Annotated in this window: 24 protein-coding genes; 12 read left to right on the top strand and 12 right to left on the bottom strand. The window is 67.3% G+C overall.

What is annotated here, in order from left to right:
• Nucleotides 1-30: 30 nt before the first annotated feature.
• Complete coding sequence (locus GNX71_RS30035) at nucleotides 31-975, top strand: LysR family transcriptional regulator (protein WP_206175798.1); 945 nt, start codon at nucleotides 31-33, stop codon at nucleotides 973-975.
• Here the strand turns inward: GNX71_RS30035 and GNX71_RS30030 are convergent.
• Nucleotides 959-1,642, bottom strand: a complete 684-nt coding sequence (locus GNX71_RS30030) for a TetR family transcriptional regulator C-terminal domain-containing protein (protein ID WP_241027091.1) — start codon at nucleotides 1,640-1,642, stop codon at nucleotides 959-961. The genes GNX71_RS30035 and GNX71_RS30030 overlap by 17 nt on opposite strands.
• 159 nt (nucleotides 1,643-1,801) lie before the next feature.
• Between GNX71_RS30030 and GNX71_RS30025 the strand changes: the two genes are divergently transcribed.
• Nucleotides 1,802-2,872 (top strand): asparaginase, encoded by a 1,071-nt coding sequence (locus GNX71_RS30025; protein ID WP_206175797.1) that lies wholly within the window; start codon nucleotides 1,802-1,804, stop codon nucleotides 2,870-2,872.
• A gap of 7 nt (nucleotides 2,873-2,879) precedes the next feature.
• Here the strand turns inward: GNX71_RS30025 and GNX71_RS30020 are convergent, their stop codons facing one another.
• From GNX71_RS30020 to GNX71_RS30010, 3 genes are read right to left on the bottom strand one after another with little or no spacing between them, the layout of a single operon-like run.
• Entirely contained in the window at nucleotides 2,880-3,698 is an 819-nt protein-coding gene (locus GNX71_RS30020; RefSeq protein WP_206175796.1) for a phosphatase PAP2 family protein, read from the bottom strand.
• 11 nt (nucleotides 3,699-3,709) lie between these two features.
• Nucleotides 3,710-4,537: a metallophosphoesterase gene (locus tag GNX71_RS30015; protein WP_206175795.1), complete on the bottom strand. Its 828-nt coding sequence runs from the start codon at nucleotides 4,535-4,537 to the stop codon at nucleotides 3,710-3,712.
• Nucleotides 4,534-5,502, bottom strand: a complete 969-nt coding sequence (locus tag GNX71_RS30010; protein WP_206175794.1) for a diacylglycerol kinase family protein — start codon at nucleotides 5,500-5,502, stop codon at nucleotides 4,534-4,536. The genes GNX71_RS30015 and GNX71_RS30010 overlap by 4 nt, the downstream gene beginning before the upstream one ends.
• Before the next feature lie 213 nt (nucleotides 5,503-5,715).
• Between GNX71_RS30010 and glyQ the strand changes: the two genes are divergently transcribed.
• Genes glyQ through GNX71_RS29985 form a run of 5 tightly spaced genes read left to right on the top strand, consistent with a single transcriptional unit; the run spans nucleotide 5,716 to nucleotide 11,100 of the window.
• Nucleotides 5,716-6,624, top strand: coding sequence for a glycine--tRNA ligase subunit alpha (gene glyQ, locus GNX71_RS30005; RefSeq protein WP_042582889.1), 909 nt, complete (start codon nucleotides 5,716-5,718; stop codon nucleotides 6,622-6,624).
• Nucleotides 6,625-6,627: 3 nt separating this feature from the next.
• Entirely contained in the window at nucleotides 6,628-8,766 is a 2,139-nt protein-coding gene (glyS, locus tag GNX71_RS30000; RefSeq protein ID WP_206175793.1) for a glycine--tRNA ligase subunit beta, read from the top strand.
• Nucleotides 8,767-8,800: 34 nt separating this feature from the next.
• Nucleotides 8,801-9,379, top strand: coding sequence for a D-glycero-beta-D-manno-heptose 1,7-bisphosphate 7-phosphatase (gene gmhB / locus GNX71_RS29995; protein WP_206175792.1), 579 nt, complete (start codon nucleotides 8,801-8,803; stop codon nucleotides 9,377-9,379).
• Nucleotides 9,379-10,113 carry a lysophospholipid acyltransferase family protein gene (locus tag GNX71_RS29990; protein ID WP_206175791.1) on the top strand — a complete coding sequence of 245 codons (735 nt, stop codon included), beginning with the start codon at nucleotides 9,379-9,381 and terminating at the stop codon, nucleotides 10,111-10,113. Before gmhB ends, GNX71_RS29990 begins: the two co-directional genes overlap by 1 nt.
• A 12-nt stretch (nucleotides 10,114-10,125) precedes the next feature.
• Nucleotides 10,126-11,100 (top strand): SprT family zinc-dependent metalloprotease, encoded by a 975-nt coding sequence (locus tag GNX71_RS29985; protein ID WP_241027090.1) that lies wholly within the window; start codon nucleotides 10,126-10,128, stop codon nucleotides 11,098-11,100.
• Nucleotides 11,101-11,214: 114 nt separating this feature from the next.
• Here GNX71_RS29985 and GNX71_RS29980 read toward each other — a convergent pair whose 3' ends face one another.
• Genes GNX71_RS29980 through ugpC form a run of 4 tightly spaced genes read right to left on the bottom strand, consistent with a single transcriptional unit; the run spans nucleotide 11,215 to nucleotide 15,484 of the window.
• Nucleotides 11,215-12,090: a carbohydrate ABC transporter permease gene (locus tag GNX71_RS29980; protein WP_042582883.1), complete on the bottom strand. Its 876-nt coding sequence runs from the start codon at nucleotides 12,088-12,090 to the stop codon at nucleotides 11,215-11,217.
• A gap of 10 nt (nucleotides 12,091-12,100) precedes the next feature.
• Nucleotides 12,101-13,009 carry a sugar ABC transporter permease gene (locus GNX71_RS29975; RefSeq protein ID WP_206175790.1) on the bottom strand — a complete coding sequence of 303 codons (909 nt, stop codon included), beginning with the start codon at nucleotides 13,007-13,009 and terminating at the stop codon, nucleotides 12,101-12,103.
• Nucleotides 13,010-13,037: 28 nt separating this feature from the next.
• Nucleotides 13,038-14,366 carry an extracellular solute-binding protein gene (locus GNX71_RS29970; RefSeq protein ID WP_198789006.1) on the bottom strand — a complete coding sequence of 443 codons (1,329 nt, stop codon included), beginning with the start codon at nucleotides 14,364-14,366 and terminating at the stop codon, nucleotides 13,038-13,040.
• A gap of 44 nt (nucleotides 14,367-14,410) precedes the next feature.
• Nucleotides 14,411-15,484 carry a sn-glycerol-3-phosphate ABC transporter ATP-binding protein UgpC gene (gene ugpC, locus GNX71_RS29965; protein ID WP_206175789.1) on the bottom strand — a complete coding sequence of 358 codons (1,074 nt, stop codon included), beginning with the start codon at nucleotides 15,482-15,484 and terminating at the stop codon, nucleotides 14,411-14,413.
• 155 nt (nucleotides 15,485-15,639) lie between these two features.
• On the opposite strand from ugpC, the gene GNX71_RS29960 reads away from it, so the two are divergent.
• Genes GNX71_RS29960 through GNX71_RS29950 form a run of 3 tightly spaced genes read left to right on the top strand, consistent with a single transcriptional unit; the run spans nucleotide 15,640 to nucleotide 19,348 of the window.
• Nucleotides 15,640-16,494 (top strand): FadR/GntR family transcriptional regulator, encoded by an 855-nt coding sequence (locus tag GNX71_RS29960; protein ID WP_241027089.1) that lies wholly within the window; start codon nucleotides 15,640-15,642, stop codon nucleotides 16,492-16,494.
• Nucleotides 16,491-17,507 (top strand): D-erythronate dehydrogenase, encoded by a 1,017-nt coding sequence (gene denD / locus GNX71_RS29955; protein ID WP_206175788.1) that lies wholly within the window; start codon nucleotides 16,491-16,493, stop codon nucleotides 17,505-17,507. The genes GNX71_RS29960 and denD overlap by 4 nt, the downstream gene beginning before the upstream one ends.
• Nucleotides 17,507-19,348: an IlvD/Edd family dehydratase gene (locus tag GNX71_RS29950; protein ID WP_241027088.1), complete on the top strand. Its 1,842-nt coding sequence runs from the start codon at nucleotides 17,507-17,509 to the stop codon at nucleotides 19,346-19,348. Before denD ends, GNX71_RS29950 begins: the two co-directional genes overlap by 1 nt.
• Nucleotides 19,349-19,378: 30 nt before the next feature.
• Here the strand turns inward: GNX71_RS29950 and GNX71_RS29945 are convergent, their stop codons facing one another.
• The 4 genes from GNX71_RS29945 to GNX71_RS29930 all read right to left on the bottom strand — a co-directional run bounded on the left by GNX71_RS29945 (nucleotide 19,379) and on the right by GNX71_RS29930 (nucleotide 23,520).
• Nucleotides 19,379-20,149: an SDR family oxidoreductase gene (locus GNX71_RS29945; protein ID WP_206175787.1), complete on the bottom strand. Its 771-nt coding sequence runs from the start codon at nucleotides 20,147-20,149 to the stop codon at nucleotides 19,379-19,381.
• A gap of 67 nt (nucleotides 20,150-20,216) precedes the next feature.
• Nucleotides 20,217-21,128, bottom strand: a complete 912-nt coding sequence (locus GNX71_RS29940) for a pseudouridine synthase (RefSeq protein WP_206175786.1) — start codon at nucleotides 21,126-21,128, stop codon at nucleotides 20,217-20,219.
• Complete coding sequence (locus GNX71_RS29935; protein ID WP_206175785.1) at nucleotides 21,125-22,432, bottom strand: leucine-rich repeat-containing protein kinase family protein; 1,308 nt, start codon at nucleotides 22,430-22,432, stop codon at nucleotides 21,125-21,127. Before GNX71_RS29935 ends, GNX71_RS29940 begins: the two co-directional genes overlap by 4 nt.
• 17 nt (nucleotides 22,433-22,449) lie before the next feature.
• Entirely contained in the window at nucleotides 22,450-23,520 is a 1,071-nt protein-coding gene (locus GNX71_RS29930; protein WP_206175784.1) for an MBL fold metallo-hydrolase, read from the bottom strand.
• Between the two features lie 134 nt (nucleotides 23,521-23,654).
• Between GNX71_RS29930 and GNX71_RS29925 the strand changes: the two genes are divergently transcribed.
• Nucleotides 23,655-24,062 carry a MerR family DNA-binding transcriptional regulator gene (locus tag GNX71_RS29925; RefSeq protein ID WP_206175783.1) on the top strand — a complete coding sequence of 136 codons (408 nt, stop codon included), beginning with the start codon at nucleotides 23,655-23,657 and terminating at the stop codon, nucleotides 24,060-24,062.
• A 31-nt stretch (nucleotides 24,063-24,093) separates the two neighbouring features.
• The gene (gene can / locus GNX71_RS29920) at nucleotides 24,094-24,828 is read left to right on the top strand and encodes a carbonate dehydratase (RefSeq protein WP_206175782.1); all 735 of its coding nucleotides are present in this window, start codon (nucleotides 24,094-24,096) and stop codon (nucleotides 24,826-24,828) included.
• The last annotated feature ends 1 nt before the right edge of the window (nucleotide 24,829 follow it).

Here is a 24,829-nt window from a genome sequence, read left to right as displayed (position 1 = left end):
TCTATGCGCATTGCGTATAAAGACGAGGACATGCCGAATTCACCCCCAGCAGCCGACCGCATCGAACTGATGCAGACCTTCGTCCACATCGTCGAGGCCGGCAGCCTCTCGGCCGCCGCCGTGCGGATGGGCGCGACCCAGCCCACCGTGAGCCGCCGGCTGCAGGCGCTGGAGCGCTCGCTGGGCGTGCGGCTGCTGCGCCGCTCCACGCACGCCATGAAGCTCACCGAGGACGGCGAGCGCTGCTACGAGGGCGCGCGGGAGCTGATCGCCAGCTGGCGCGCCTTCGAGGCCGACCTGCGCGGCGTGGGCGACGAGCCGGAGGGCACGCTGCGCGTGGTGGCGCCGCATGCGCTGGGGCAACTGCTGCTGGTCGGTCCGCTGGCCGACTACCTGCGCGCCTATCCGCGGGTGTCGGTCGAATGGCTGCTGCACGACCGCCGGCCCGACTTCATCGCCGAGGGCGTCGACTGCGCGATCCAGGTCGGCGAGGTGACCGACACCATGGCCATCGCGATCAAGCTCTCGGAAGTGCCGCGCGTGGTGGTCGCCGCGCCGTCGGTGCTGGAAGGACGCGAGCTGCCCACGCACGCGTCGGCGCTGGCCGAGCTGCCCTGGCTCGCGCTGCGCACCTTCTACCGCAACGAGGTGCAGCTCACGCACCGGCCGACCGGCGAGCTCGCGCGGGTGCCGATCCGTCCGCGCATGAGCACCGACAGCCTTTATGCGCTGCACAGCGCGGCCGTCATGGGGCTCGGCGCCTGCATCGGCTCGGCCTGGCTCATGAACGACGACATCGCCGCCGGCCGGCTGGTGCAGCTGGCGCCGCAATGGCATGCGGCGCCGCTGCCCGTGTACCTGACCTATTCGCCCGCGCGCTTCCAGCCTGCGCGGCTGCGCCGCTTCATCGAGATGGTGCGGCTCGCGATGGCCGACCCGACGGGCCGGGCCTGGGAGGTCAGGGCGTCGGCTTGATGCCGCAGCCGCCCAGCACGAAGGCCACCAGCTCGCGCGCGATGGGCTCGCGGTCGATCGGCGCATCGGGCGGCAGGCCGAGCATCACGCGCGTCTGGATCGCGTAGTCGGCATAGCTCTGGGTCATGGCCCAGATGTGCATGAGCAGGATGCGCGCATCGAGCGGGCGCATCTGCCCGCGCGCGATCCAGCCGTTGATGATGTCCACCTTCTTCTGCGTCCAGGCCCGGGCGTTGGGCCAGTAGCGGTCGAGGTTGCGGCCGCCGTCGAGGATTTCGCGGGTGAAGATGCGCGACATCTCGGGGCTGTCGATGGCGTGGTCCAGCTTCTTGCGGATGTAGTCGCCCAGCACGGTGGCCGGGTCGCTCGCGTCCTCGAACGAGAACACCACCTTCCAGGCGTGCAGCACCTGCATGAGCAGCTCTTCGTAGAGCTCTTCCTTGCCGGCGATGTAGTAATGCAGCTGGGGCTTGGTGAGGCCGGCGCGCGCGGCGATGGCCTGGGTCGATGTGCCCTTCAAGCCATGCAGGCTGAACTCGGCGACCGCCGCGGTGCGGATGGCGGCCATGATGCGCTCGCGCCCCGGGCGTGCGCGCGACAGCGGGCCGTCGGGGGCGGGCATTTCCTGGGCGGTGGACGGGGGCAGGGCGGCGGTGTCGGAGGTCATGCGGGATCAACTGGGAGGGCGCGGCGGGGCGCCCGGCCGATGGTAATCCTTGGCGCATGGCCGCATGCCGTGCCGGCATGGCGGTGGAGCGCATGCGGGCACGGTTCATGTATCTTCCTCGCCGCTTCCAGAATTTCACCTCAGACCAAGGAGTCTTCCATGTACCTCTCTCCCCGTTTCAGGGCCTTCGCCGCGGGCGCCGCCCTGCTTGCCGCCAGCGCCATCGCGCAGGCCCAGCAGGCGCTGCCGAATGTGGTGATCCTCGCCACCGGCGGCACCATCGCCGGCGCCGGCGCCTCGGCCGTCAACAGCGCCACCTACGCGGCCGCCAAGGTTGGCGTCGAGAAGCTGATCGCCGGCCTGCCCGAGCTCGCCAAGGTCGCCAATGTGCGCGGCGAGCAGGTGTTCCAGGTCGCATCGGAAAGCCTCACCAACGACAACCTGCTGACGCTGGCCAAGCGCGTCTCGGCGCTGTCCAAGCAGTCGGACGTCGACGGCATCGTGATCACCCACGGCACCGACACCCTGGAAGAAACCGCCTACTTCCTGACGCTCACCGTGCACACCAACAAGCCGATCGTCGTGGTCGGTTCGATGCGTCCCGGCACGGCCCTCTCGGCCGACGGCGCGCTCAACCTGTACGACGCGGTCAACGTGGCGGGCAGCAAGGACGCCGTGGGCAAGGGCGTGCTGGTGACGATGGGCGACAACATCGACAGCGGCCGCGACGTGAGCAAGAACGTCAACATCAAGACCAGCGCGTTCTCCAGCCAGTGGGGCCCGCTCGGCATGATCGTCGAGGGCAAGAACTACTGGTTCCGTGCGCCGGTCAAGCGCCACACCATGAACTCCGAATTCGACATCGACAGCATCAACGCGCTGCCGCCGGTCGAGATCGCGATGGGTTACGAAGGCGTGTCGTCGGTGGCCATCGACGCGATCGCCAGGAGCGGCGCCAAGGCGCTGATCCACGGCGGCACGGGCAACGGCTCGGTGGCCGACCGCATCGTTCCGAACCTGCAGAAGGCGCGCACCGACGGCGTGATCGTGATCCGCAGCTCGCGCGTGCCCGACGGCTTCGTGATCCGCAATGCCGAGCAGCCCGACGACAAGTACGACTGGGTGGTGGCGCACGACCTGCGTCCGCAGAAGGCGCGCATCCTGGCGATGGTGGCTCTTACCAAGACCAACAACACCAAGGAACTCCAGCGCATCTTCTGGGAATACTGATCCCGGGTCAGCGCGCGGTGCGGCGCTTGCGATGCCGCGCGTATTCAAGGCTGCTCACGCACACGAGCAGCCAGGCGAAGCCGGTCAGCAGGCCGGCCGCCACATCGCTCGCAAAGTGCACCTGCAGAAAGATGCGGCTGCATGCGATGGTCAGGATGGCGCCCACGGCCGCCATGGCTGCCGGCACATGCCAGCGCGCCGGCAGCGTGCGCAGCGCCAGGTACAGCAGCATTCCGTAGCTCACGATCGCGCCCGCGCTGTGTCCGCTCGGGAAGCTGTAGCTCGTCTCGAACGCCAGCCCGTGGTCGTGCACCGGCCGTGCCCGCTCGAAGATGTGCTTGAGCGCGGGGTTCAGCAGCACGATGCCGCCGAGCGCCATCACCCAGCCGAGCGCCAAGCCGCGATGCGCATGGCGCCACAGCACCGCGGCGACCACCAGGCACACCGGCGCGAGAAAGGCGAAGTCGCCCAGGTGGGTGAGCCAGCTGAAGGCGACGAGCGCCGCCCACGGCACGTGGGTGCCGATGGCATCGGCCAGCGCCTGGTCGGCCCGGCCCATCGAATGTCCGTCGGAGAGGTTCGAGGCGATCCAGGCGAACACGCTCGCCGCTGCGAGGATCAGCAGGAAGCCCGCCGCGAGCCCGAGCGCAATGCGCGGCTCGCTGGGCTCCTCTGCATCGCGGGCCTTGAAGTGGCGGCGCTGCAGCGTCCAGCAGACGGCACCGGCGCCGAGCACCGACGCGGTCCAGACAGAGAAAAACCAGCCGAGCGCATGGGCGCCGAGTTGCTGGGCGAGGAGAACAAGAGGGGGAGCTTCCAACGACATGCGGCCGCACCCTAAGGGAGCGCCGTGCCGCTGGCAAGCGAAAGCGGGAATACTTTGGCGCACTCGAAGGCTTTGCCAGCTGCCGCGTAGTCCCAGCGTTCCACGCGGCAGGCGCGCGTGCCGCCAGCCATGTCCAGCCGCACCACGTTCACCGAATTCGGAAAGCCGGCGCGCACGCGATGCGACACCGCCGTGCCCGCCTGCACCGCGAACGCGGTGCGCCTGCAGCCCGAAAACGCGTCGTGCAGCGAGCGCACGTAGGGCAGGTGGATATGGCCGCCCAGGATCAGGTCGACGCCCGCTTCGGACCAGCGCGCGACCGCCCGCTCGCGCCCGTGCAGGCGGTTCGACATGTCCTCCTGCCGCGTGACCATCACCGGCTGGTGCGTCACCACCACGCGCAGTTGCGAGGGCGACGATGCCGCAAGGCGCTGCGCCACCCGCTCGACCTGCGCGGGCGACACCGCGCCGTCCGCATGCCGGTACCAGCGCGTCGTGTTCACCGTGACGACGAGCCATTCGTCGGACTCGAACACCGGCTCGAGGTCGTCGCCGAAAGCCTCCCTGTACCGGCCGTAGGGCGAGAAGCAGCGTGCCGCGAGCTGGAACAGCGGAATGTCGTGATTGCCCGGAACGACGAGCTTCGCGGGCGCCGCGAGCCGGTCGACGAAAGCGCGCGCCGCCGCGAACTGCACGCGCGTGGCGCGCTGCGTGATGTCGCCCGACATCACCACCACCTGCGGCGCCAGCGCGTCGGCAAAGTGCTCGAGCGCCTGCAGCACCTCGGGCTGCTCGGTGCCGAAATGCGGATCGGAGATCTGCAGCAGGCAAGCGCTCATTGCTTGGCCGCTTCCAGCTCGGGCGCGACGTCGGGCCGCACCAGCCACAGCGGCTCGGGCGATACGCGGAACAGCAGCGGCATGTCGGTCCAGGCGATCTCGCCGTCGGTCGCCACCTTCACGCGGCGCGGCGCGCGAAGGCGGCCGGCTTTCACCGTCATCGACTCGAAGGGAAAGCTCAGCACCTGGTCGGCGCGTCCGAGCCGGCCCATCGCGCCGCGCACCAGCAGCTCCGGCATGGCGAGCACGCCGACCGGCTTGAGCGCGATGGCCGCGAGCTGCCCCTGCTCGGGCGCATCGGCATGCTCGATGCCGACCTGCAGCAGCTGCAGCGGGTTGTTGCCCACGAAGAGGGTCGGCGTGCGGATGTCCTTTTCCTGCCCGCGCCAGGCCATGCGCAGGTTCCAGTGCCGGTGGCGCCCGCGCATCACCGTCAAGAGGCCCGCGAAGAACGCGATCCAGCGGCTGCGGCCGTAGCGCGCCTTGTAGGTCTCGCGCTCTTCCAGCAGTTCGGCGTACAGGCCCATGCTGGCGTTCACCAGGAAGACCCGGTCGTTGACCAGCCCCACCTGCACGGCCCGCGGCTGCTCGGTCAGCAGCACCTGCAGCGCCTCGGCCGTGTCGCGCGGAATGCCGTGGGTGCGGCTGAAGTAGTTGAAGGTGCCTTGGGGCAGCACCCCGAAGGCACAGCCGCTGCCGAGCGTGGCCTGCGCCACTGCATTGATGGTGCCGTCGCCGCCCGCGGCCACCACCACGCCGCCTGCGGCGCGGGCGCGCTCGACGGCTTCGCGCGCCAGTGCCTGCACCCGGCCCGGGCCGTCGACCAGGAAGATGCGGTGCCTGCGGCCGGCCGCGGCAAAGCCTTCCTCGATGACCTGGCGGGCCTCGGCGGCGCTCTCATTGCCGGAGCCGGCATTGAGCACGATGAAAAACGGGGCGTTCGGACCGATGTGGGGCGCTTGCATGTCTATGGGGGCGGGAAAAGACAGGCCCGGAAGGGCCGTGTGGAGGGCTGCCGCGTGCGGCTGGCCGGTGGTTGTCGCACGTCCGGCCGGTCGGCGGGAGCGGCCGGCATCCCGGCCGTCTGTGGGAGAGTTGCCCTCCGCCCGTAAAATCGTCCGCTTTCGCGGCGCATCGCCGCGCTACCGTCCAATGTCCGGCCTGCGCCGGCCAGCTTCATGTTGACCTTCCAGCAAATCATTCTCAAACTGCAGTCGTACTGGGCCGACAAGGGCTGCGCGCTGCTGCAACCGTACGACATGGAGGTGGGCGCGGGTACCTCGCACACCGCCACCTTCCTGCGGGCCCTCGGCCCCGAGCCCTGGAAGGCCGCCTACGTGCAGCCCAGCCGCCGCCCCAAGGACGGCCGCTACGGCGAGAACCCCAACCGCCTGCAGCACTACTACCAGTACCAGGTCGTTCTGAAGCCGGCGCCCAGCAACATCCTGGAGCTCTACCTCGGTTCGCTGGAAGCCCTGGGCTTCGACCTGAAGAAGAACGACATCCGCTTCGTCGAAGACGACTGGGAGAACCCCACGCTCGGCGCCTGGGGCCTGGGCTGGGAAGTCTGGCTCAACGGCATGGAGGTGACCCAGTTCACCTACTTCCAGCAGGTCGGCGGCATCGACTGCAAGCCGATCACCGGCGAGATCACCTACGGCCTGGAGCGCCTGGCCATGTACCTGCAGGGCGTGGACAACGTCTACAACCTGACCTGGACCGAGGGCCTGAGCTACGGCGACGTCTACAAGCAGAACGAGGTCGAGCAGTCGACCTACAACTTCGAGCACAGCGACGCCGAGTTCCTCTTCACCGCCTTCAACGCGCACGAGAAGCAGGCCAAGCACCTCATGACCGAACAGCTCGCACTGCCGGCCTACGAGCAGGTGCTGAAAGCCGCGCACAGCTTCAACCTGCTCGACGCGCGTGGTGCGATCAGCGTGACCGAGCGCGCGGCCTACATCGGCCGCATCCGCAACCTCGCGCGCAGCGTGGCGCAGAGCTACTACGACAGCCGCGAGCGCCTGGGCTTCCCGATGGCGCCGCGCGAATGGGTTGCGCAGATGCCCCCGAAGAAAGCCGCCTGAGCGATGACGACCCCCATGAACAACAAGAACTCCCTGCTGGTTGAACTGTTTGTCGAAGAACTGCCGCCCAAGGCACTGAAGAAGCTCGGCGACGCCTTTGCGAACGAGATATTCGGTACCTTGCGAAAGCTCGACTATCTCGAAGCAGCCTCAGCGAAAACGACTTTTGCTTCTCCCCGTAGGCTGGGTGTCCATATCACGCATGTGCGCGAGGTGTGTCCTGACATAGCCGTCCGTACGAGGCTCCTGCCCTTGCAGGTGGCATTCGGACCGGACGGCGAACCCAGTCCTTCGTTGCTCAAGAGGTTGGAGAAAGAAGGAGCAACGCTGGCGCAAACGACGCGAGCCTTTGAGCAGGACAAGGAATTTGTCTTCCTGGAAAAGGTTGCTGCGGGCCGATCGCTACGTGACGGATTAGAAGCGGCATTGCATGTTGCTATAGAAAACCTGCCGATCCCCAAGGTCATGAGCTACCAGCTCGAAAGCGGCTGCGAGCTGCCGGGCTGGAGCAGCGTGAGCTTCGTGCGCCCCGCGCACGGCCTCGTGGCGTTGCACGGCGACACCGTGGTGCCCATCGAGGCGCTGGGCCTCCAGGCCGGCCGCGAAACGCACGGCCACCGCTTCGAAGCGGCGGTCGATCCGGTCGTGCTGCGCGATGCGAACAGCTACGCGCTGCAACTGCAGGACGAGGGCGCCGTCATCGCGAGCTTCGAGGCGCGCCGCGCCGAAATCGCGCGCCAGCTTGCGGCCGCGGCCGTCAAGGTCGGCGGCGGCTCGGTGCCGATCCACGACGATGCGCTGCTCGACGAAGTGACCGCACTGGTCGAGCGCCCCAACGTGCTGGTCTGCAGCTTCGAGCGCGAGTTCCTCGAAGTGCCGCAGGAGTGCCTCATCCTCACGATGAAGGCCAACCAGAAGTACTTTCCGCTGCTCGATGCACAAGCCAGGCTCACGAACAAGTTCCTCGTCGTGAGCAACATCAGCCCTGACGACGCGAGCGCGGTCATCGAAGGCAACGAGCGCGTGGTGCGCCCGCGCCTGGCCGACGCCAAGTTCTTCTTCGACCAGGACCGCAGGAAGTCGCTGGCCTCGCGCGTCGAGTCGCTGGGCAAGGTGGTCTATCACAACAAGCTCGGCACGCAGGGCGAACGCGTGCAGCGCGTGATGCACATCGCGCGCGGCATTGCCGAGAAGCTGGGCGATGCGAAGGTCGCCGCACAGGCCACGCAGGCCGCCCAACTGGCCAAGGCCGACCTCGTGACCGACATGGTCGGCGAGTTCCCCGAGCTGCAGGGCACGATGGGTCGCTACTACGCGCTGCACGACGGCCTCGATGCCGCGGTGGCCGATGCGATCGAAGACCACTACAAGCCGCGCTTCGCTGGCGACGAGCTGCCGCGCAACAACGTCGGCCTCGTGGTCGCGCTGGCCGACAAGCTCGAAACGCTGGTCGGCATGTTCGGCATCGGCAACCTGCCCACTGGCGACCGCGACCCGTTCGCACTGCGCCGCCATGCGCTGGGTGTGATCCGTATGCTGATCGAGAAAGATCTCGCGTTGGGGCTCGACGCCCTGCTGCAGGACGCCGCCGCGCAGTTCAGCGCCATCGCCGGGTTCGACAGCAGCAAGGCCACGGTCGAGCTGCGCGATTTCATCCTCGACCGTCTTGCCGGCAGCCTGCGCGAGCAGGGCGCGAGCGCGCAGGAAGTCGATGCCGTGCTGGCCCCGTTTCCACAGCGCCTGGGCGAAGTGCCCAAGCTGCTGGCCGCCGTGCGCGCCTTCGCCGCATTGCCCGCCGCCGCCGCGCTGGCCGCGGCCAACAAGCGCATCGGCAACATCCTGAAGAAGGCGCCCGAGGCCGACGCGCATGTCAGCGAGTTGCTGCTGAAAGAGCCCGCCGAGAAGGCGCTGCATGCCGCGATGGCCGAAGTCGTGCCTGCCGCCAATGCCCAGTTCGACGCCGGCGACTACACCGCTTCCCTGCAGACGCTGGCCGCGCTGCGCGAGCCGGTCGATGCGTTCTTCGACGGCGTGATGGTCAATGCCGAGCAGGCCGATCTGCGGCTCAACCGGCTGGGTCTTTTGATGTCGCTGCACGCCGCGATGAATCGCGTGGCGCAGCTCGAGCGGCTGGCGGTCTGATCCCCTCGACGACTCCTCCACCGGTGGCACTGCCATGAAACTCGTCATCCTCGACCGCAACGGCACGATCAACGTGCACCGCGAAGACTTCGTCAAGAGCGACATCGAGTGGACGCCGCTGCCCGGTGCGCTGGAGGCCGTGGCGCGGCTGAACCATGCGGGCTGGCATGTGGTGGTCGCGTCGAACCAGTCGGGCCTGGGCCGCGGACTCTTCGACATGGCCTCGCTCAACGCCATGCACGCCAAGATGCACAAGATGCTCGCGGCCGTGGGCGGCAAGGTCGATGCGGTGTTCTATTGCCCGCACAGCCCCGACGAGGGGTGCGACTGCCGCAAGCCCAAGTCGGGCCTGTTCCTGCAGATCGGCGACCGCTACGGCATCGACCTCAAGGGCGTGCCGACCGCGGGCGACAGCCTGCGCGACCTGCAGGCGGGCGCGGCCGCCGGCTGCGAGCCGCACCTCCTGCTCACGGGCATGGGCGCGGCGTGCATCGGCGTCGATCCGCTGCCTTCCGAATATCCGGCGAACACGATGGTCCACGAGAACCTCGCCGCCTTTGTCGATTTCCTGCTCGCGCGCGAAGCGCGGGCCGCACTGCAGGTAGCTCTCTGATGGCGTTTCTCCGTTCCTTTGTCCACGCACTCTGGATGCTTGTCACCGTGGTGCCGTGGGGCATCATCATGTGCGTCAGTTCGATCTGGAAGCGCGGCATTCCGCTCTACTGGATGGCCGAGCAATGGCTCAGCTGGGCCATCGGCGGCGCGCGTGTGCTGCTGGGCATCAAGACCCGCGTGACCGGCATGGAGAACCTGCCGACCGACCAGCTCGCCGGCGCGATCCTGCTGGTCAAGCACCAGTCCACGCTCGAGACCTTCCTCATGCCCACGCTGATGCCGCATCCGCTGGCCTATGTGTTCAAGAAGGAACTGATCTACGTGCCCTTCTTCGGCTGGGCGATGGCTCGGCTGGACATGATCCACATCGATCGCAGCCAGCGCGCGCAGGCCTTCAACAAGGTGGTGAACCAGGGGCGCAAGCTGCTCGCGCAGGGCATCTGGATCATCATGTTCCCCGAAGGCACGCGCATTCCGCGCGGCCAGAAGGGCACCTACAAGAGCGGCGGCACGCGCCTGGCGTGCGAAACCGGCGTGCCGGTGATTCCGATCGCCGTCACCTCGGCCAAGGTCTGGCCGCGCAAGGCGTTCATCAAGCGCCCGGGCGTGGTCGATGTGTCGATCGGGCCGGCGATCTCGAGCGTGGGCCGCAAGCCCGACGAGCTGATGCGCGAAGTCGAAGCGTGGATCGAAGCGGAGATGCACCGGCTCGACCCCGAGGCGTACCGCTAGAGAGAACGGCCCATGCAGGGACTGCTGCAGTTCACGATGGATCTGTTCGAGGGGCTGGGCAGCGAATTCGCACAGCCCGAGCCGCCCGCGCCGCGGCCGAAGAAGGTCCGCAAGGCTGCGCCGCCCGTCGCGACGCCGTTGCCTTTCGCACCGCCGGCACCGGAAGAGGTCAAGAGCACCGGTCCGGCACTGCCCGCGATCCCGTTGCGCGACACGCTGACGCTCGCGAGCTTCGTGCACCCTCAGGCGACACGCGAGCTCGTGCTGGGCTCGGCACGCGTGGCCTACGAATTCAAGCGCGGCAAGCGCAAGACCATCGGATTCCTGGTCGGTGCCGAAGGGCTGTCGGTGCGTGCGCCGCGCTGGGTCGCGCTGCGCGACGTCGATGCCGCCGTGCGCGAGAAGGCCGACTGGATCCTGCGCAAGCTGCAGGAAACGCAGCAGCGCCACGCGCGCGTCGAGGCGACGCGCATCGAATGGAAGGACGGTGCCGGGTTCCCGTTCATGGGCGAGCCGGTGGTGATCCGGCTCGATCCGAAGCATGGCTTTGCCAGCGTCGGCGGCACGCTCGACGAGGCCGAGGTTGCAGGCGGTCCGCGCATCCTGCGGCTGGCCGTCGCGCAGAACGCCGAGCCCTCGCAGATTCGCGATGCGGCGCAGGCTTGGCTCATGCGGCAGGCGCGCAAGCTCTTCATCGAGCGGCTCGACCATTTCGCGCCGCTGCTCGGCGTGCGCTGGCAGAAGCTGTCGCTGTCGAACGCGGCCACGCGCTGGGGCAGCGCGAGCGCGGACGGGTCGCTCCGCCTGAACTGGCGCCTGATCCACTTTCGCCTGCCGGTGATCGACTACGTCGTCGCGCACGAACTGGCCCACCTGCGCGTGATGGACCATTCGCACCGCTTCTGGGAAACCGTGGAAAGCGTGGTGCCCGACTACGACGTGCTGCGCCAGCAGCTCAAAGACGAAGCCGTCCCGCGCTGGAACTGATACGGGCTCGCAATCAAAGCGATAACCGCGTTGCTTCGCCTTGCCGTGCGTCAGCACTGTCTGCGGCTTCGCGCCTTGTTCTCGCTTTGATTGCGAACCCGTAGGGGCGACGCGCTATTCCTTGACCGACCCGGTCATCCCCGAGACGTAGTACTCGACGAAGAACGAATAGATGAACGCCACCGGCAGCGAGCCCAGCAACGCGCCGGCCATGAGCGGCCCCCACTGGTACACGTCGCCCTGCACGAGTTCGGTCACCACGCCGACCGGCAGTGTCTTCACCTCCGACGACGAGATGAAGGTGAGCGCGTAGATGAACTCGTTCCACGACAGCGTGAACGCGAAGATGCCCGCCGAGATGAGCCCCGGCACCGCGAGCGGCAGCACGATCTTCACGAGGATCTGCCAGCGGCTTGCGCCATCGATGAGCGCGCATTCCTCGAGCTCGGCCGGAATGGAACGGAAGTAGCCCATCAGGAGCCACGTGCAGAAGGGAATGAGGAAGGTCGGGTACGTGAGGATCAGCGCCCAGCGCGTGTCGAAGAGCCCGAGGTTGAAGACTACGTTCGCGAGCGGAATGAACAGGATCGACGGCGGCACCATGTACGCGAGAAAGATCGAGAGCCCGACGTGCTTCGATCCCTTGAAGCGCAGCCGCTCGATGGCATACGCCGCGAACACCGAGGCCGCGAGCGAGACGAAGGTCGACACCACCGACACCAGCACCGTGTTCCAGAGCCACTGCGGGTACGAGGTCTCGAACAGCAGCTTGTGGAAATGCGAAAGCGTCGGGTTGATCACCCAGAACGGATTGCCTTCGCGCGAGAGCAGCTCGGCATCGGGCTTCACCGAGGTGATGGCCATCCAGTAGAACGGGAACAGCAGCACGATGAGGAAGACCACGAGCGGCAGGTACACGGTCACCGCCTTACGCGGGATCGTGTCGAGGTAGCTCATGCCGACGGTGTCGACCTGGCCGGCATTGCTCATTGGAAGTTCCTCATTTGTCCGAACCGCCTTGCTGCCACGCGCGGCGCTGCAGGCCGAAGAAGCTGAACATCACGCACGCCAGCAGGAACGGCACCATCGCGATCGCGATGGCCGCGCCTTCGCCGAGTGCGCCACCCGAAATGGCGCGCTGGAACGACAGCGTGGCCATCAGGTGCGTGGCATTCAGCGGGCCGCCGCGGGTGATGACGTAGATCAGCTGGAAGTCGGTGAAGGTGAACAGCACCGAGAAGGTCATGACCACCGCGATGATCGGCGTGAGCAGCGGCATCGTCACGTGGCGGAACTGCTGCCAGGGCGTCGCACCGTCGATGGCGGAGGCTTCGTAGTAAGAGGGCGAAATCGTCTGCAGACCCGCGAGCAGCGTGATCGCCACGAAGGGCACGCCGCGCCACACGTTGGCGACGATCACCGCGAAGCGCGCGTTCCACTCCGAGCCGAGGAAGTCGATGTACTGGTCGATGAGCCCCATCTTCACCAGCGCCCAGCTGATGATGGAGAACTGCGAGTCGTAGATCCACCAGAAGGCGATCGCCGAGAGGGCGGTAGGCACGATGTACGGCAGCAGGATCACCGCGCGGAAAAAAGTCTTGAATCGGATGTTCCGGTTCAAGAGGATCGCGAGCCACAGCCCCAGGAAGAACTTGAACACGCTCGCCACCGCTGTATAGAAGAGCGTGTTGAAGAGGGCGAGCCGCGTCACGGCATCGCCCCACAGGTACTCGTAGTTCTCCAGGCCGATCCACTGGCCCGCGCGGCCCACCTTGGCGTCGGTGAAGCCGAGGTAGGTGCCCAGCCCCAACGGGTAGGTCAGGAACAGCAACAGCAGCACCGCCGCCGGGAGCATGAACGCGATGCCAAGCGCGTTGCGGCTGTTCTGGAACCTGGCCAAAAGTGTCATGGGGCGAGCTGCTCTGGGAGTGAAGGGATCAGACCTTGTAGTAACGCTCGGCACGCTTCTGCGCGCGCTCGGCCGCTTCCTTCGGCGTCTTCGATCCGCTCGCGGCCTCGGCCACCATGTTCGGAATGATGAAGTCCGCCGCCGCGCCCGCCGACGCGTAGCCCAGCTTGCCGTCGTAGCCGCCCGGGCGCAGGTTCTTCACCGAATCGCGGTACGGCATGTTCTTCGGGTCCGAGGTCCAGATTGCGCTGTTCTCGTAGAAACGCAGGGGCTGCGCCACGTAGCCGCCGCCGCCTTGCAGCCACGGGTCGAACTGTTCCTTCTCCATCATGAAGCGCAGGAACTCCTTGGCCGCCTGCGGGAATTTCGTGTACTTCATGACCATCTGGTTGAAGAACAGGTGCGACTCCGTCGGCACGCCGACCGGGCCGATGGGGAACACCGCGTGGTTGATGTCCGCGGCCATTTCCTTGACCTTCGGGTCGGCCGAATTCTTGGCCGCGTAGTAGACCGAGATGCCGTTGTTGGTGACGCTGATCTGGCCGTCCAGGAAGGCCTTGTTGTTGTTCGGGTCGAGCCACGAGAGCGTGCCCGGGATGAAGTTGGCGTAGAGCTCCTTGCCGTACTCCAGCGCCTTCAGCGTCTCGGGGCTGTCGATGACCACCTTGTTGGTCTTGTCGACCAGCTTGCCGCCGTGCGACCAGATGAGCCAGTTGCACCAGGTGCTGTCGCCGGTCGCGTTGCCCAGTGCCATGCCGCCGGGCGTGCCCTTTTCCTTCAGCGCCTTGTAGAGCTTGAGGAAGTCGTCGGTGGTCTTGGGGAAGGTCGCAAAGCCCGCGGCCTTGACCATGCTCTCGCGGTACACGATGAGCGAGCCCGAAGCGCCCAGCGGCAGGCCCAGCCACTTCTTGCCGTCGGGGCGCATGAAGGCTTCGCCGGCCGGGTACCAGCCGCCGTATTTCTTGCCGAGGTATTCGGCGAGATCCGTCACGTCGAGCAGCTTGTCGGGGTAGAGGTTGGCGTCGTCGTTGGTCGACAAAATGATGTCGGGGCCCGCGCCGGTGTTGGCGGCCACCGCGGCCTTGGGGCGCACGTCTTCCCAGCCTTCGTTGTCCACGCGCACTTCCACGCCCGTGGCCTCGGTGAACTTCTTGACGTTGGCCATGTAGGCGTCGATGTCGCCCTGCACGAAGCGGCTCCATCGCAGCACGCGCAGCTTGGCGCCCTTCTCCGGCTTGAACGTCAGGTTCTGCGCCTGCGCGAATGGTGCGAACAGGGCGCTGCCCGTGCCGACAGTCGCGGCGGCGGCAACGCCGGCCGAACTCTCGAGAAACTTGCGGCGATTGAAATCACTCATGGCTGTCTCCTTCGTTGTAAACGGACCGGTGTGGAATCCAAAAATCAGGCGGCCAGGCGCAGGCCGCTTTCGGCATCGAACAGGTGGGCGCGCGCGAGATCGGGAACGAGATGAATCGTGCTGCCCGGCGCGAAGTCGTAGCGCTCGCGGAACACCGCCGAGAGCTCGGCACCTTCGTGGCGGCAGGCGACGAAGGTGTCCATGCCGGTCGGCTCCATCACCACCACGCGCGACGGAATGCCGCCGCTGTCGCCCAGCGTCAGGTGCTCGGGGCGCGTGCCGTACACCACGGGCTGGCCGTCGGTGCCGCCTGCATGAATGGGCGCATCGAGCCGCGTGCCGTCGGGCAGTTCGACATGCGCCGCGCCGCCCGCACGCCGCAGCGTGCCGGGCAGGAAGTTCATGGCCGGGGAGCCGATGAAGCCCGCGACGAACTGGTTGGCCGGGTGGTCGTACAGGTCCAGCGGGCTGCCGGTCTGCTCGATGCGGCCGTCGCGCATCACCACGATCTTGTCGCCCATGGTCATGGCTTCGATCTGGTCGTGCGTGACGTAGATGGAGGTGGTCTTCAGGCGCTGGTGCAGCTCCTTGATCTCGCTGCGCATCGCCACGCGCAGCTTGGCGTCGAGGTTGGACAGCGGCTCGTCGAACAGGAAGACCTGCGGATCGCGCACGATCGCGCGCCCCATCGCCACCCGCTGGCGTTGGCCGCCGGAGAGCTGGCGCGGATAGCGTTCGAGCAGCGGCTTGAGCGCGAGGATCTCGGCCGCGCGCTGCACCTTGGTGTCGATGGTGGCCTTGTCCATCTTCGCGAGCGAGAGGGCGAAGGCCATGTTGTCGCGCACCGTCATGTGCGGATAGAGCGCGTAGTTCTGGAACACCATCGCGATGTCCCGCTCCTTGGGCGGCAGGTCGTTCACGCGGCGTTCGCCGATGCGGATCTCGCCGCCGTGGATTTCTTCGAGCCCCGCGATCATGCGGAGCAACGTCGACTTGCCGCAGCCCGAGGGGCCCACCAGCACCGTGAACGAACCGTCGGCAATGTCGATGTCCACCCCGTGAAGGATGGCGACCTCGCCGAATCGCTTCTTGACCGCCTGAATCGTGACACTGGCCATGCAAGGAGTCCTGACAAATCGCGGGAAGGAAAGCCAAGCAACACGGAGACCTCCGCATCGCAGCCCGGGCAGTATCGGCACTCGTTTTTGAAACCGGTATCAGGGCAAACCGGTACGAGAAAATCCCGGTTGACTTGTATGATGACCCGATAACCGTGCTCCAATTTTCCGCTGCCGTGCAGGCCTCCGCCCTCTCAGAATCCTTTCCTCTGGTCACGGACCGCCTGTCTGACCGGCTCGCTTCGCGGCTGGCTGCGCAGATCGAATCGGGCGCGCTGCGGCCCGGCGATCGTCTTCCCACCGAACAGCAACTCGCGGCCTCGCACGGCGTCTCGCGCACCGTGGTGCGCGAGGCGGTGCATCAACTCAAGTCGCAGGCGCTGGTCACTTCGCGGCAGGGCCTCGGCTGCTTCGTGGCGCAGGCGCCGCTCAATCGTCCGCTCGCCTTCGACCCCGCCGTGCTCGAGTCGGTACAGGCGGTCGTGCATGTGGTCGAGGTGCGCCGCGTGCTCGAGGGCGAGATCGCCGCGCTCGCCGCCAAGCGCGCGACGCGCAGCCAGATCGCGGCGCTGCGGCGCGCGCTCAAGGCCATCGACACGGCCGCCGCGGCAGGGCAGGACGGCGTGGCCGAAGACCTCGCCTTCCACCGCGTGATCGGCGAGGCCACCGGCAATCCGCAGTTCCGCCTGCTGCTCGGCTTTCTCGAGCAGTACCTGCGCGAAGGCATGCGCATCACGCGCGGCAACGAGGCGCGCCGGCTCGACTTCATGGAGGCGGTGCAGAACGAGCACCGCGCCATCGTCGAAGCCATCGCGGCGCGCGACCCCGTGGCCGCGCGCCATCACGCCACGCAGCACCTGATCCGCGGCGAGCAGCGGCTCGTCGAAGGCGGCGTCATCACCGGGCAGCGCCGTCGCGCCGCGGCGCATGCGCTGCGCAAGCCCGCACCGGCAACCACCGCCCAACGTACAACCGCCACCACCAAGAGAACGAAGAGGCAACCCCCATGAAACTGTTGATCACCGGAGGCGGCGGCTTCGTCGGCTCCCGACTTGCGCGAGCGCTGCTCGCACGCGGCACGCTGGCCGGCCAGCGCATCGAGCGGCTGGTGCTGACCGACATCGCACCGCCGCCGGCCGACCTGCTGGCCGATGCGCGCGTCGAGGCCCGCACCGGCCCGCTGCTCGCGCAGACCGAGGCGCTCAAGACGGAAGCCTTCGACGGCGTGTTCCATCTCGCCTCGGCCGTGTCGGGCGAATGCGAGGCCGACTTCGAACTCGGCCTGCGCTCCAACCTCGACAGCACGCGCGCGCTGCTCGATGCGCTGCGTGCCAATGTCGGCGCAGGCGGCAAGGTGACGCGGCTGGTGTTCTCCAGCTCGGTCGCGGTGTTCGGGCCCGACCCGTCGGTGCCGCTGCCCAAGCTGGTGGCCGACGACACGCTGCCGCTGCCGCAAACCTCCTACGGCACGCAGAAGCTGGTGTGCGAGCACCTCATCTCCGACTACACGCGCAAGGGCTACATCGACGGCCGCGCGGCGCGGCTGATGACCGTCACCGTGCGGCCGGGTCGCCCGAACGGCGCCGCGTCATCGTTCTTCAGCGGCATCATCCGCGAGCCGCTGGCGGGTGTGGAATCGATCTGCCCGGTGTCGCCCGATGTGTCGCATCCGATGACTTCGCCGGCGCGCACGGTCGATGGCCTCATTGCCGTCTACGAAGCCAGCCGCGAGGCCTTCGGCGGACGCGCCGCGCTCAACCTGCCGGCGCTCAACGTGCGCGTGAGCGACATGCTCGATGCGCTCGAGGAAGTGGCCGGCCGGAAGGTGCGCGCGCTGGTGCGCTTCGAGCGCGACGAGCGCATCGCCGGCATCGTGGCCAACTGGCCCGCCGGTGCCACGGCCGAGCGTGCGGCGCGGCTGGGCTTGCATCCGCACGAGAATTTCGCAGACATCATTCGCCAATACATCGCCGATTGCGCCGCGCTTCCGAATGCGGCAGAAACCCTGAAGGGAATGTCCTGATGAGCAAGAAGAAAAGCCCCACGTCCAAGTCGAAGAGCAACGCCTCGAAGAAATCTGCGGGTGCGCTCAAGCTGCGTTCGCAGGAATGGTTCGACAACCCGGCCAACACCGACATGACGGCGCTCTACATCGAGCGCACCATGAACTTCGGGCTCGGCCTCGACGAACTGCAATCGGGCCGTCCGATCATCGGCATCGCGCAGACCGGCTCCGACATCGCGCCCTGCAACCGCCACCACCTCGTGCTGGCCGAGCGCGTGCGCGAGGGCATCCGCGATGCGGGCGGCATCGCGTTCGAGTTTCCGATCCATCCGATCCAGGAGACCTGCAAGCGCCCGACCGCCTCGCTCGACCGCAACCTGCAGTACCTCTCGCTGGTCGAAATTCTTTACGGTTACCCGCTCGACGGCGTGGTGCTGACCACCGGCTGCGACAAGACCACGCCGGCGCAACTGATGGCCGCCGCCACGGTCGACATCCCGGCGATTGCGCTGAACTCCGGGCCGATGCTCAACGGCTGGTACAAGGGCGAGCGCACGGGCTCGGGCACCATCGTCTGGAAGGCGCGCGAACTCCTCGCCGCGGGCGAGATCGACGAGCCTGGCTTCCTGAAGCTCGTGGCGTCGTCGGCCCCATCGACCGGCCACTGCAACACCATGGGCACGGCCTCCACGATGAACTCTCTGGCCGAGGCGCTCGGCATGACGCTGCCCGGCAGCGCCGCGATTCCGGCGCCGTACCGCGACCGCCAGGAGATGGCCTACATGACCGGCAAGCGCATCGTCGAGATGGTGCGCGAGAACCTGAAGCCCTCCGACATCCTCACGCGCGCCGCCTTCGAGAACGCGATCATCGTGAACTCTGCGATCGGCGGTTCGACCAACGCGCCGATCCACCTGAACGCCATCGCGCGGCACATCGGCGTGCCGCTGACCACCGGCGACTGGGAGAAGCACGGCTACAAGATCCCGCTGCTGGTCAACCTCCAGCCGGCAGGCGAGTACCTCGGCGAGGACTACTACCGCGCAGGCGGCGTGCCCGCGGTGGTGGCCGAGCTGATTGCCAAGGGCAAGATCCAGCCCGCACTCACCGTCAACGGCAAGACGATCATCGAGAACTGCGAAGGCCGCTTCACCGAAGACCGGAAGGTGATCTTCCCGTATGCCAAGCCGATGATGAAGAACGCCGGCTTCCTCGACTTCAGCGGCAACCTCTTCGACTCCGCGATCATGAAGACCAGCGTGATCACGCCCGAGTTCCACTCCCGCTACCTGGAGGACCCAGCCGACCCGATGGCCTTCGAAGGAACGGCCGTGGTGTTCGACGGACCGGAGGACTACCACCGCCGCATCGACGATCCGAAGATGAAGATCGATGCGCACAGCATCCTGTTCATGCGCGGCGTCGGGCCGGTCGGTTACCCCGGCGCGGCCGAGGTCGTGAACATGCGGGCGCCGGCCTACCTGCTGAAGAAGGGCGTCACCGCGCTGCCCTGCATCGGCGATGGACGGCAGTCGGGCACCTCGGGTTCGCCATCGATCCTGAATGCGTCACCCGAAGCCGCGACCGGCGGTGCGCTGGCGCTGCTGAAGACGGGCGACCGCGTGCGCATCGACCTGAAGAAGCGCACCGCGAACATGCTGGTGTCGGACGAAGAACTGGCCAAGCGCCGCCAGAAGCTCGAGGCCGCCGGCGGCTACGCGTACCCGCCGAGCCAGACACCGTGGCAGGAGATCCAGCGCGCGGTGGTGGACGAGCTTTCCGAGGGCATGGTGCTCAAGCCGGCGATCAAGTATCAAAAGATCCACGCCACCTTCGGCGTGCCGCGCGACAACCACTGAGGCAGCCGCCGCGCTGGGTGCTTCAGGCGCTCAGCGCGCGTGCGTCACGCCGCCGTCGACGACGAGCGTGGAGCCCATCACATAGTCGCCCGCGCGCGAGGCGAGGTAGATGGCGGCGCCGGCCATGTCTTCCGGCGTGCCGATGCGGCCTGCCGGAATGCGGCCCTTGACCTCGTCGCCGTGGTCGCGCGCGTCCTTGTTCATGTCCGATGCGAATGCGCCCGGTGCGATGGCGCTCACCACGATGCGGTCTTGCGCGAGGCGCAGCGCCATGCGGCGCGTGAGCTGGATCAACCCGGCCTTGCTGGCTGCATACGAATACGTTTCCTGCGGGTTCACCGAGATGCCGTCGATCGAGGCGATGTTGATCACCTTCGACAGGTGATCGGTCGCGGCCTTCTTGAGCATCGGCGTGAGCGCCTGCGTGAGGAAGAAGGGCGTCTTGAGGTTCAGGTCGACCACCTTGTCCCAGCCGCTCTCGGGGAACTCGGCGTACGGCGCGCCCCAGGCGGCACCCGCGTTGTTGACCAGGATGTCGAGCGAGCCTTCGTGCTTCGCATAGGCATCGACCAGTCCCTGCGCGCCTTCGACCGTGGACACATCCGCCGGCAGCGAGACGCAGTGGCCGAAGGCCGAGAGCTCCTTGGCGGTCTGGTCGCAGGCCGCGGCCTTGCGCGCCGAGATGTACACGCGCGCGCCCTGGGCCAGGAAGCCCTCGGCGATCATGCGGCCAATGCCGCGCGAGCCGCCGGTGATCAAGGCGGTGCGGCCCTTCAGCGAGAAGAGTTGGGTGGTGTCCATGGTGCGAGTGTCTCCTGAATGAAAGATTTCAGGAAACGAGCTTAGTGCGGAGCGTGCCCGCGCCGCGTCACCTTGGTGCCAGCGACAGGCTCCGGGGGCTGGTGAAGCTGCGCAGGTAGCCGGTGACCGGGTCCTGGAAGGCGACCGACTTGGCCAGCAACTGCAGCGGCTTGTCGAAGTCATCGGTGTTCTCGGGCAGCAGCACGGGGTAGATCGGGTCGTTCTCGATCGGCATGCCCAGCGCCAGGCAGTGCACGCGCAGCTGGTGCTTGCGGCCGGTGACGGGCGAAAGCCGCAGTAGCGCGCGGCCGCTCTGGACCTCCTGCACCTCGATGCGCGTCTCGGAGTTGGGCTCGCCCGGCTCTTCCCGCATGCGCATGAAGTGCTCGTCGTCGACGAGGCGGCTTCGGTAGACATCGGGCACGGACGAGACGCCCTCCTGCCACGGCACCACCGCCTCGTAGTGCTTGGCGATGCGGCGCTCCGGAAACATCTGCTGGTAGGCGCCGCGCGTCTCGCGCCGCACCGAGAACAGCACGAGGCCCGATGTGCTGCGGTCGATGCGGTGCAGCGGCACGAGGTCGTCGATCTGGAGCTTGCGCTTGAGCCGTACCAGCAGGCTTTCCTGCAGGTACTTGCCGGTGGGCGTGACGGGCAGGAACGGGGGCTTGTCGGCCACGACGAGCTCGTCGTCCTGGAACAGTACCTGCTCCTCGAAGGGGATGTGCACTTCGCCGTCGAGCGTGCGGTAGTAGTAGACCCGCAGCGGCGATTCGTAGCGGCGCTCGATGGTGACGGGGATGTGGTGCTCGTCGATCACGTCGCCGGCCACGATGCGCTCCAGCCACGCGTCCCGTGTGATCGCAGGAAAGCGCTCGATGAGGAATTCGGCAATCGTCGGCCAGGGGCCGTGGGGCAGGCCGACGCAGCTCGGGCCGACGCCGTCGCGGGTGGGGAGCGGCAGCCGGTGGGTGGTCATTGCGCGGCTTCTTGTTGCAGCACCGACAGGGCTTCGGTGATGGAAGGGCGCGAGGACACGTCGGGGTGCATGCAGTGGTCCTTCAATGCGGACATGGCGATTGGCGGCGCATCGCTGCAATGGTCGAGCAGTTCCTCGAGCAGGCAGCCGAAGGCGCGCATCTCGAGGCGCTGCAACGACGAGGCCTGGGCCGCATCGAGCGAGCCGGTCATCCAGCCCGCGCCGAAGTCGCCGAGCCGGCCACCGCCTTGCGCATTCCACAGGATGTTGTGCGCATAGAGGTCGCCATGAAGGATGCCGTGCGCATGCAGGTGCTGCATGGCGGAGGCGATGTCGCGTGCGATGCGCAGGGCGACGTCGGCGGTCCATCGTGCGTCGTCCGCATAGACATCGCGTGTGCACGATGCGAGGCTCGGTGGGCCTGCGAGCGTGCGAAAGGACGGCGGCACGAGAGGCATCACGAGGCCCTCGGTGCCGTCGGGGTGGCCGTCGATGCGGCTCTGCGCGGCGATCAACGTGGGGTGCGCGCCGGCCGCGATGCAGGCGGCCATCTCGCTGTGCGGCCAGCCGTCGCTCGTGACTGCGCCCTTGAAGAGCTTGATTGCCACTTCCTGCTGCGACGGCCCCAGCGTCGCCTGATGGATCACGCCCGATGCGCCTTCGCCGAGCTTCTTGCCGATCGTGAGGTCGCGCCAATCGACATGCGGCACCGACTGCGCCGTGATTGCTGCGTCTTCAGCTTGCGTATCGAAAGGATTGCCCGCGGCCGCGAGCCTCGACAGGCGCGGCAGCAAGAGCAGCCACTCGGGCAGCGCCTCGAAGCGGTTCGCGGAGACGCGCAGCAGTTCGAGCCGTTGCAGCGCAGCCATCGAGTCGGGCAGCCGGCTCAACCGGTTGCCTGCCAGCATCAGCTTCTGCATCCGCGTGCAGTGGCCGAGCGTGTCGGGCAGTTCCTCGATCTGGTTGTCCGTGAGGATCAGCCAGCGCAGCGAGGGCGGCAACGCATTGGGCGGCACGCTCGCGATGCGGTTGGCCTTGAAGCCCACGATGTCGATGCCATGGCATCCGCCGATGGATTCGGGCAGCACCGTGAACCGGTTGTCGGAGCAGAACAGCACCCGCAGCTTGTGCAGGCGGCCCAGGTCGTCGGGCAGCGCGTCGAGCGCATTCCCGGAGAGATTCAGTGTTTCGAGCGAATCGGCAAGGCCGAAGATCTCGCGCGGGAACTTGGTGAGTCCGCACGAGAGATCGAGCCTGGTGGCGCCTGCCAGCCGACCCGCGCGCAGCTCGGCCAGTGTGTCCATCCGCCGAGTCTAAATCCCTAGGCTGCGGCGCTCCGCGGACCGAAGCGGTAGATGCCGTCCTTGCCCAGCTCGCGCTTCACCTGGCCCGAGAACCACAGGAGGTGCAGGTGCGCGACCGTCTCGCCCATCGCGAAGGTGATCTGGTGCAGGTCGAGCTCGCGCTTGAAGAGGATCGGCAGGCCCTCGGCCGCCGTGAGCGCGCGTGCCGTGCAGGCTTCGAGCAGTTCGGCTAGGCGGTCTCGGTGATGCTCCTGCAGCTGGTCGACGCGGCGGTGGATGCCGGTGAACGGCTTGCCATGCGAGGGCAGGCCCACCGTGTCGGCGGGCAGCGTCTTGAACTTGTCGATGCTGTCCAGAAAGAGCCGCAGCGAGTTGGCCTCGGGCTCGCCCGCATGCACGCTCACGTTGGTCGAGATGCGCGGCAGCATCATGTCGCCGCCCAGGAGCAGCTTCTGCTCGTCGCAGTACAGCGCGATGTGTTCGGGCGCATGGCCGTAGCCGCTGATGCAGCGCCAGCCGCGGCCGCCAATGGTCACGATGTCGCCGTCCATCATGCGCACGTACCGGTCGGGCACCGAGGGCACCATGTTCGCGTAGTAGTTGGTGCGCGCGCGGATCTTGGCGATGCCCACCGGGTCGGTCATGCCGTGCGAGGCGAAGAAGTCCGCCGCCGCATCGCCGCCCGCGAGCGTGTCGCCGGCGGTGCTCAGCACGCGGGCCACGTGGTAGTCGGTGGCGCTGATCCACAGCGGTGCGTTCCAGCGCTTGCAGAGCCAGTCGGCCAGGCCGATGTGGTCGGGGTGCATGTGGGTGACGATCACGCGCAGGATGGGCAGGCCTTCCAGCTGCGTCTCGAAGATCTGCTCCCACTGCTTGCGCGCCTCGTCGTGCGAGATGCAGCAGTCGACGACGCTCCAGCCCTCCACGCCGTCGATGGTGTCGCGCAGCAGCCAGAGGTTGATGTGGTCCAGCGCAAAGGGCAGCCGCATGCGGATCCAACGCACGCCGGGCGCGACTTCCAGGGCTTCGCCGGGCCCGGGCAGGGTGTCGCCCAGGGTGTAGTGGAGTTCGCGTTCGAGGAGGTTCATGTAAGATTGACGTTTACGTAAACGTCATGTGTAGGTGGCATCATTGTAGGGAGCGCGGCAAAAACCTGCTGTCGCCCCCACAACACCCCCGTAACGCCCCTCTCGACGCTTTCCGGAACGTTCTTTCACCCCGCATGTCCACGCCAACCTTCACCATCAGCGAGCTCGCCAAGGAGTTCGACCTCACGACGCGGGCGATCCGCTTCTACGAGGACATGGGCCTGCTCACGCCCGAGCGCGCCGGCCTGCAGCGCGTGTACAGCGCGCGCGACCGGGCGCGGCTCACGCTCACGCTGCGCGCCAAGCGCCTGGGCTTGAGCCTGACCGAGGCCAAAGACATCCTGGACATGTACGACAGCCCGCGCGACACCGTGCCGCAGCTGCAGAAGTTTCTCGGCGTGCTGGGCGCCCACCGGGCCCAGCTCGAGGCGCAGATGGTCGAGCTGCAGGCCAATCTCGCGGAAGTGCGTGCACACGAGAAAAAGGGCCGCGCCACCCTGGCGAAGGCCCAGAAAGCGGCCAAGGCGGCCCAGACGTCCTGACCGGCACACGACTCATCGACAATCACGACCTATGCCTGACAACAACCTCGACGACCTCTTCGCCCACAACCGTGCCTGGTCCGCACAGATGGAGCGCGATCGGCCCGGCTTCTTCACCAGCCTGGTGAAGCAGCAGACGCCGCGCTACATGTGGATCGGCTGTTCCGACAGCCGCGTGCCCGCCAACCAGATCACCGGGCTGGAGCCGGGCGAAGTGTTCGTGCACCGCAACGTCGCCAACATCGTGGTGCACTCCGATCTGAACGCACTCTCGGCGATCCAGTTCGCGGTCGAGCACCTGAAGGTCGAGCACATCATGGTGGTGGGCCACTACGGCTGCGCGGGCGTGAAGGCCGCGCTCAGCGGCAAGCGCATCGGCCTGGCCGACAACTGGATCCGCCACATCCAGGACGTGCGCGACCGCCACAGCGTGATGATCGAGAGCCTGCCCGAAGAAGTGCGCGTCGATGCGCTGTGCGAGCTCAACGTGGCCGAGCAGGTGGTCAACGTGGCCGTGAGCACCGTCATGGTCGATGCCTGGGCGCGCGGCCAGAAGGTGCTGATCCACGGCTGGACCTTCGGCGTGCACGACGGCCTCCTGCAAGACCTGGGCCTGAGCGTCGATGGCGCCAAGCCGCTCGATGCGGCCTACAAGGCCGCGGTGCAGCGCATCCGCTACAAGTGGAGCAAGCCGGCGGGCGCGGCGGCGCTGTCCTCGCCCTCCGCGCAGGCGGGCGCCGACGGCACCGAAGACGCGGCGAAGTAAT

The sequence above is a fragment of the Variovorax sp. RKNM96 genome, assembly GCF_017161115.1.
In the GTDB taxonomy this organism is placed as follows: domain Bacteria; phylum Pseudomonadota; class Gammaproteobacteria; order Burkholderiales; family Burkholderiaceae_C; genus Variovorax.
The sequence above is the reverse complement of the archived record's forward strand: the minus strand, read 5'-3'. Positions and strand labels throughout refer to the sequence as shown.

Excerpts from the sequence above, each read along its gene's own strand:
- GNX71_RS29935 (WP_206175785.1), bottom strand. The coding sequence starts at position 22,432 with ATGGACACACTGGCCGAGCTGCGCGCGGGTCGGCTGGCAGGCGCCACC.
- GNX71_RS30020 (WP_206175796.1), bottom strand. The coding sequence starts at position 3,698 with ATGTCGTTGGAAGCTCCCCCTCTTGTTCTCCTCGCCCAGCAACTCGGC.
- GNX71_RS29985 (WP_241027090.1), top strand. The coding sequence starts at position 10,126 with ATGCAGGGACTGCTGCAGTTCACGATGGATCTGTTCGAGGGGCTGGGC.
- GNX71_RS29945 (WP_206175787.1), bottom strand. The coding sequence starts at position 20,149 with ATGGACACCACCCAACTCTTCTCGCTGAAGGGCCGCACCGCCTTGATC.
- GNX71_RS30035 (WP_206175798.1), top strand. The coding sequence starts at position 31 with ATGCCGAATTCACCCCCAGCAGCCGACCGCATCGAACTGATGCAGACC.
- GNX71_RS29950 (WP_241027088.1), top strand. The coding sequence starts at position 17,507 with ATGAGCAAGAAGAAAAGCCCCACGTCCAAGTCGAAGAGCAACGCCTCG.
- denD (WP_206175788.1), top strand. The coding sequence starts at position 16,491 with ATGAAACTGTTGATCACCGGAGGCGGCGGCTTCGTCGGCTCCCGACTT.
- GNX71_RS29975 (WP_206175790.1), bottom strand. The coding sequence starts at position 13,009 with ATGACACTTTTGGCCAGGTTCCAGAACAGCCGCAACGCGCTTGGCATC.
- can (WP_206175782.1), top strand. The coding sequence starts at position 24,094 with ATGCCTGACAACAACCTCGACGACCTCTTCGCCCACAACCGTGCCTGG.
- GNX71_RS30030 (WP_241027091.1), bottom strand. The coding sequence starts at position 1,642 with ATGACCTCCGACACCGCCGCCCTGCCCCCGTCCACCGCCCAGGAAATG.
- GNX71_RS29990 (WP_206175791.1), top strand. The coding sequence starts at position 9,379 with ATGGCGTTTCTCCGTTCCTTTGTCCACGCACTCTGGATGCTTGTCACC.
- ugpC (WP_206175789.1), bottom strand. The coding sequence starts at position 15,484 with ATGGCCAGTGTCACGATTCAGGCGGTCAAGAAGCGATTCGGCGAGGTC.
- glyQ (WP_042582889.1), top strand. The coding sequence starts at position 5,716 with ATGTTGACCTTCCAGCAAATCATTCTCAAACTGCAGTCGTACTGGGCC.
- GNX71_RS29925 (WP_206175783.1), top strand. The coding sequence starts at position 23,655 with ATGTCCACGCCAACCTTCACCATCAGCGAGCTCGCCAAGGAGTTCGAC.
- gmhB (WP_206175792.1), top strand. The coding sequence starts at position 8,801 with ATGAAACTCGTCATCCTCGACCGCAACGGCACGATCAACGTGCACCGC.
- glyS (WP_206175793.1), top strand. The coding sequence starts at position 6,628 with ATGACGACCCCCATGAACAACAAGAACTCCCTGCTGGTTGAACTGTTT.
- GNX71_RS29930 (WP_206175784.1), bottom strand. The coding sequence starts at position 23,520 with ATGAACCTCCTCGAACGCGAACTCCACTACACCCTGGGCGACACCCTG.
- GNX71_RS30015 (WP_206175795.1), bottom strand. The coding sequence starts at position 4,537 with ATGAGCGCTTGCCTGCTGCAGATCTCCGATCCGCATTTCGGCACCGAG.
- GNX71_RS30010 (WP_206175794.1), bottom strand. The coding sequence starts at position 5,502 with ATGCAAGCGCCCCACATCGGTCCGAACGCCCCGTTTTTCATCGTGCTC.
- GNX71_RS29970 (WP_198789006.1), bottom strand. The coding sequence starts at position 14,366 with ATGAGTGATTTCAATCGCCGCAAGTTTCTCGAGAGTTCGGCCGGCGTT.
- GNX71_RS30025 (WP_206175797.1), top strand. The coding sequence starts at position 1,802 with ATGTACCTCTCTCCCCGTTTCAGGGCCTTCGCCGCGGGCGCCGCCCTG.
- GNX71_RS29940 (WP_206175786.1), bottom strand. The coding sequence starts at position 21,128 with ATGACCACCCACCGGCTGCCGCTCCCCACCCGCGACGGCGTCGGCCCG.
- GNX71_RS29980 (WP_042582883.1), bottom strand. The coding sequence starts at position 12,090 with ATGAGCAATGCCGGCCAGGTCGACACCGTCGGCATGAGCTACCTCGAC.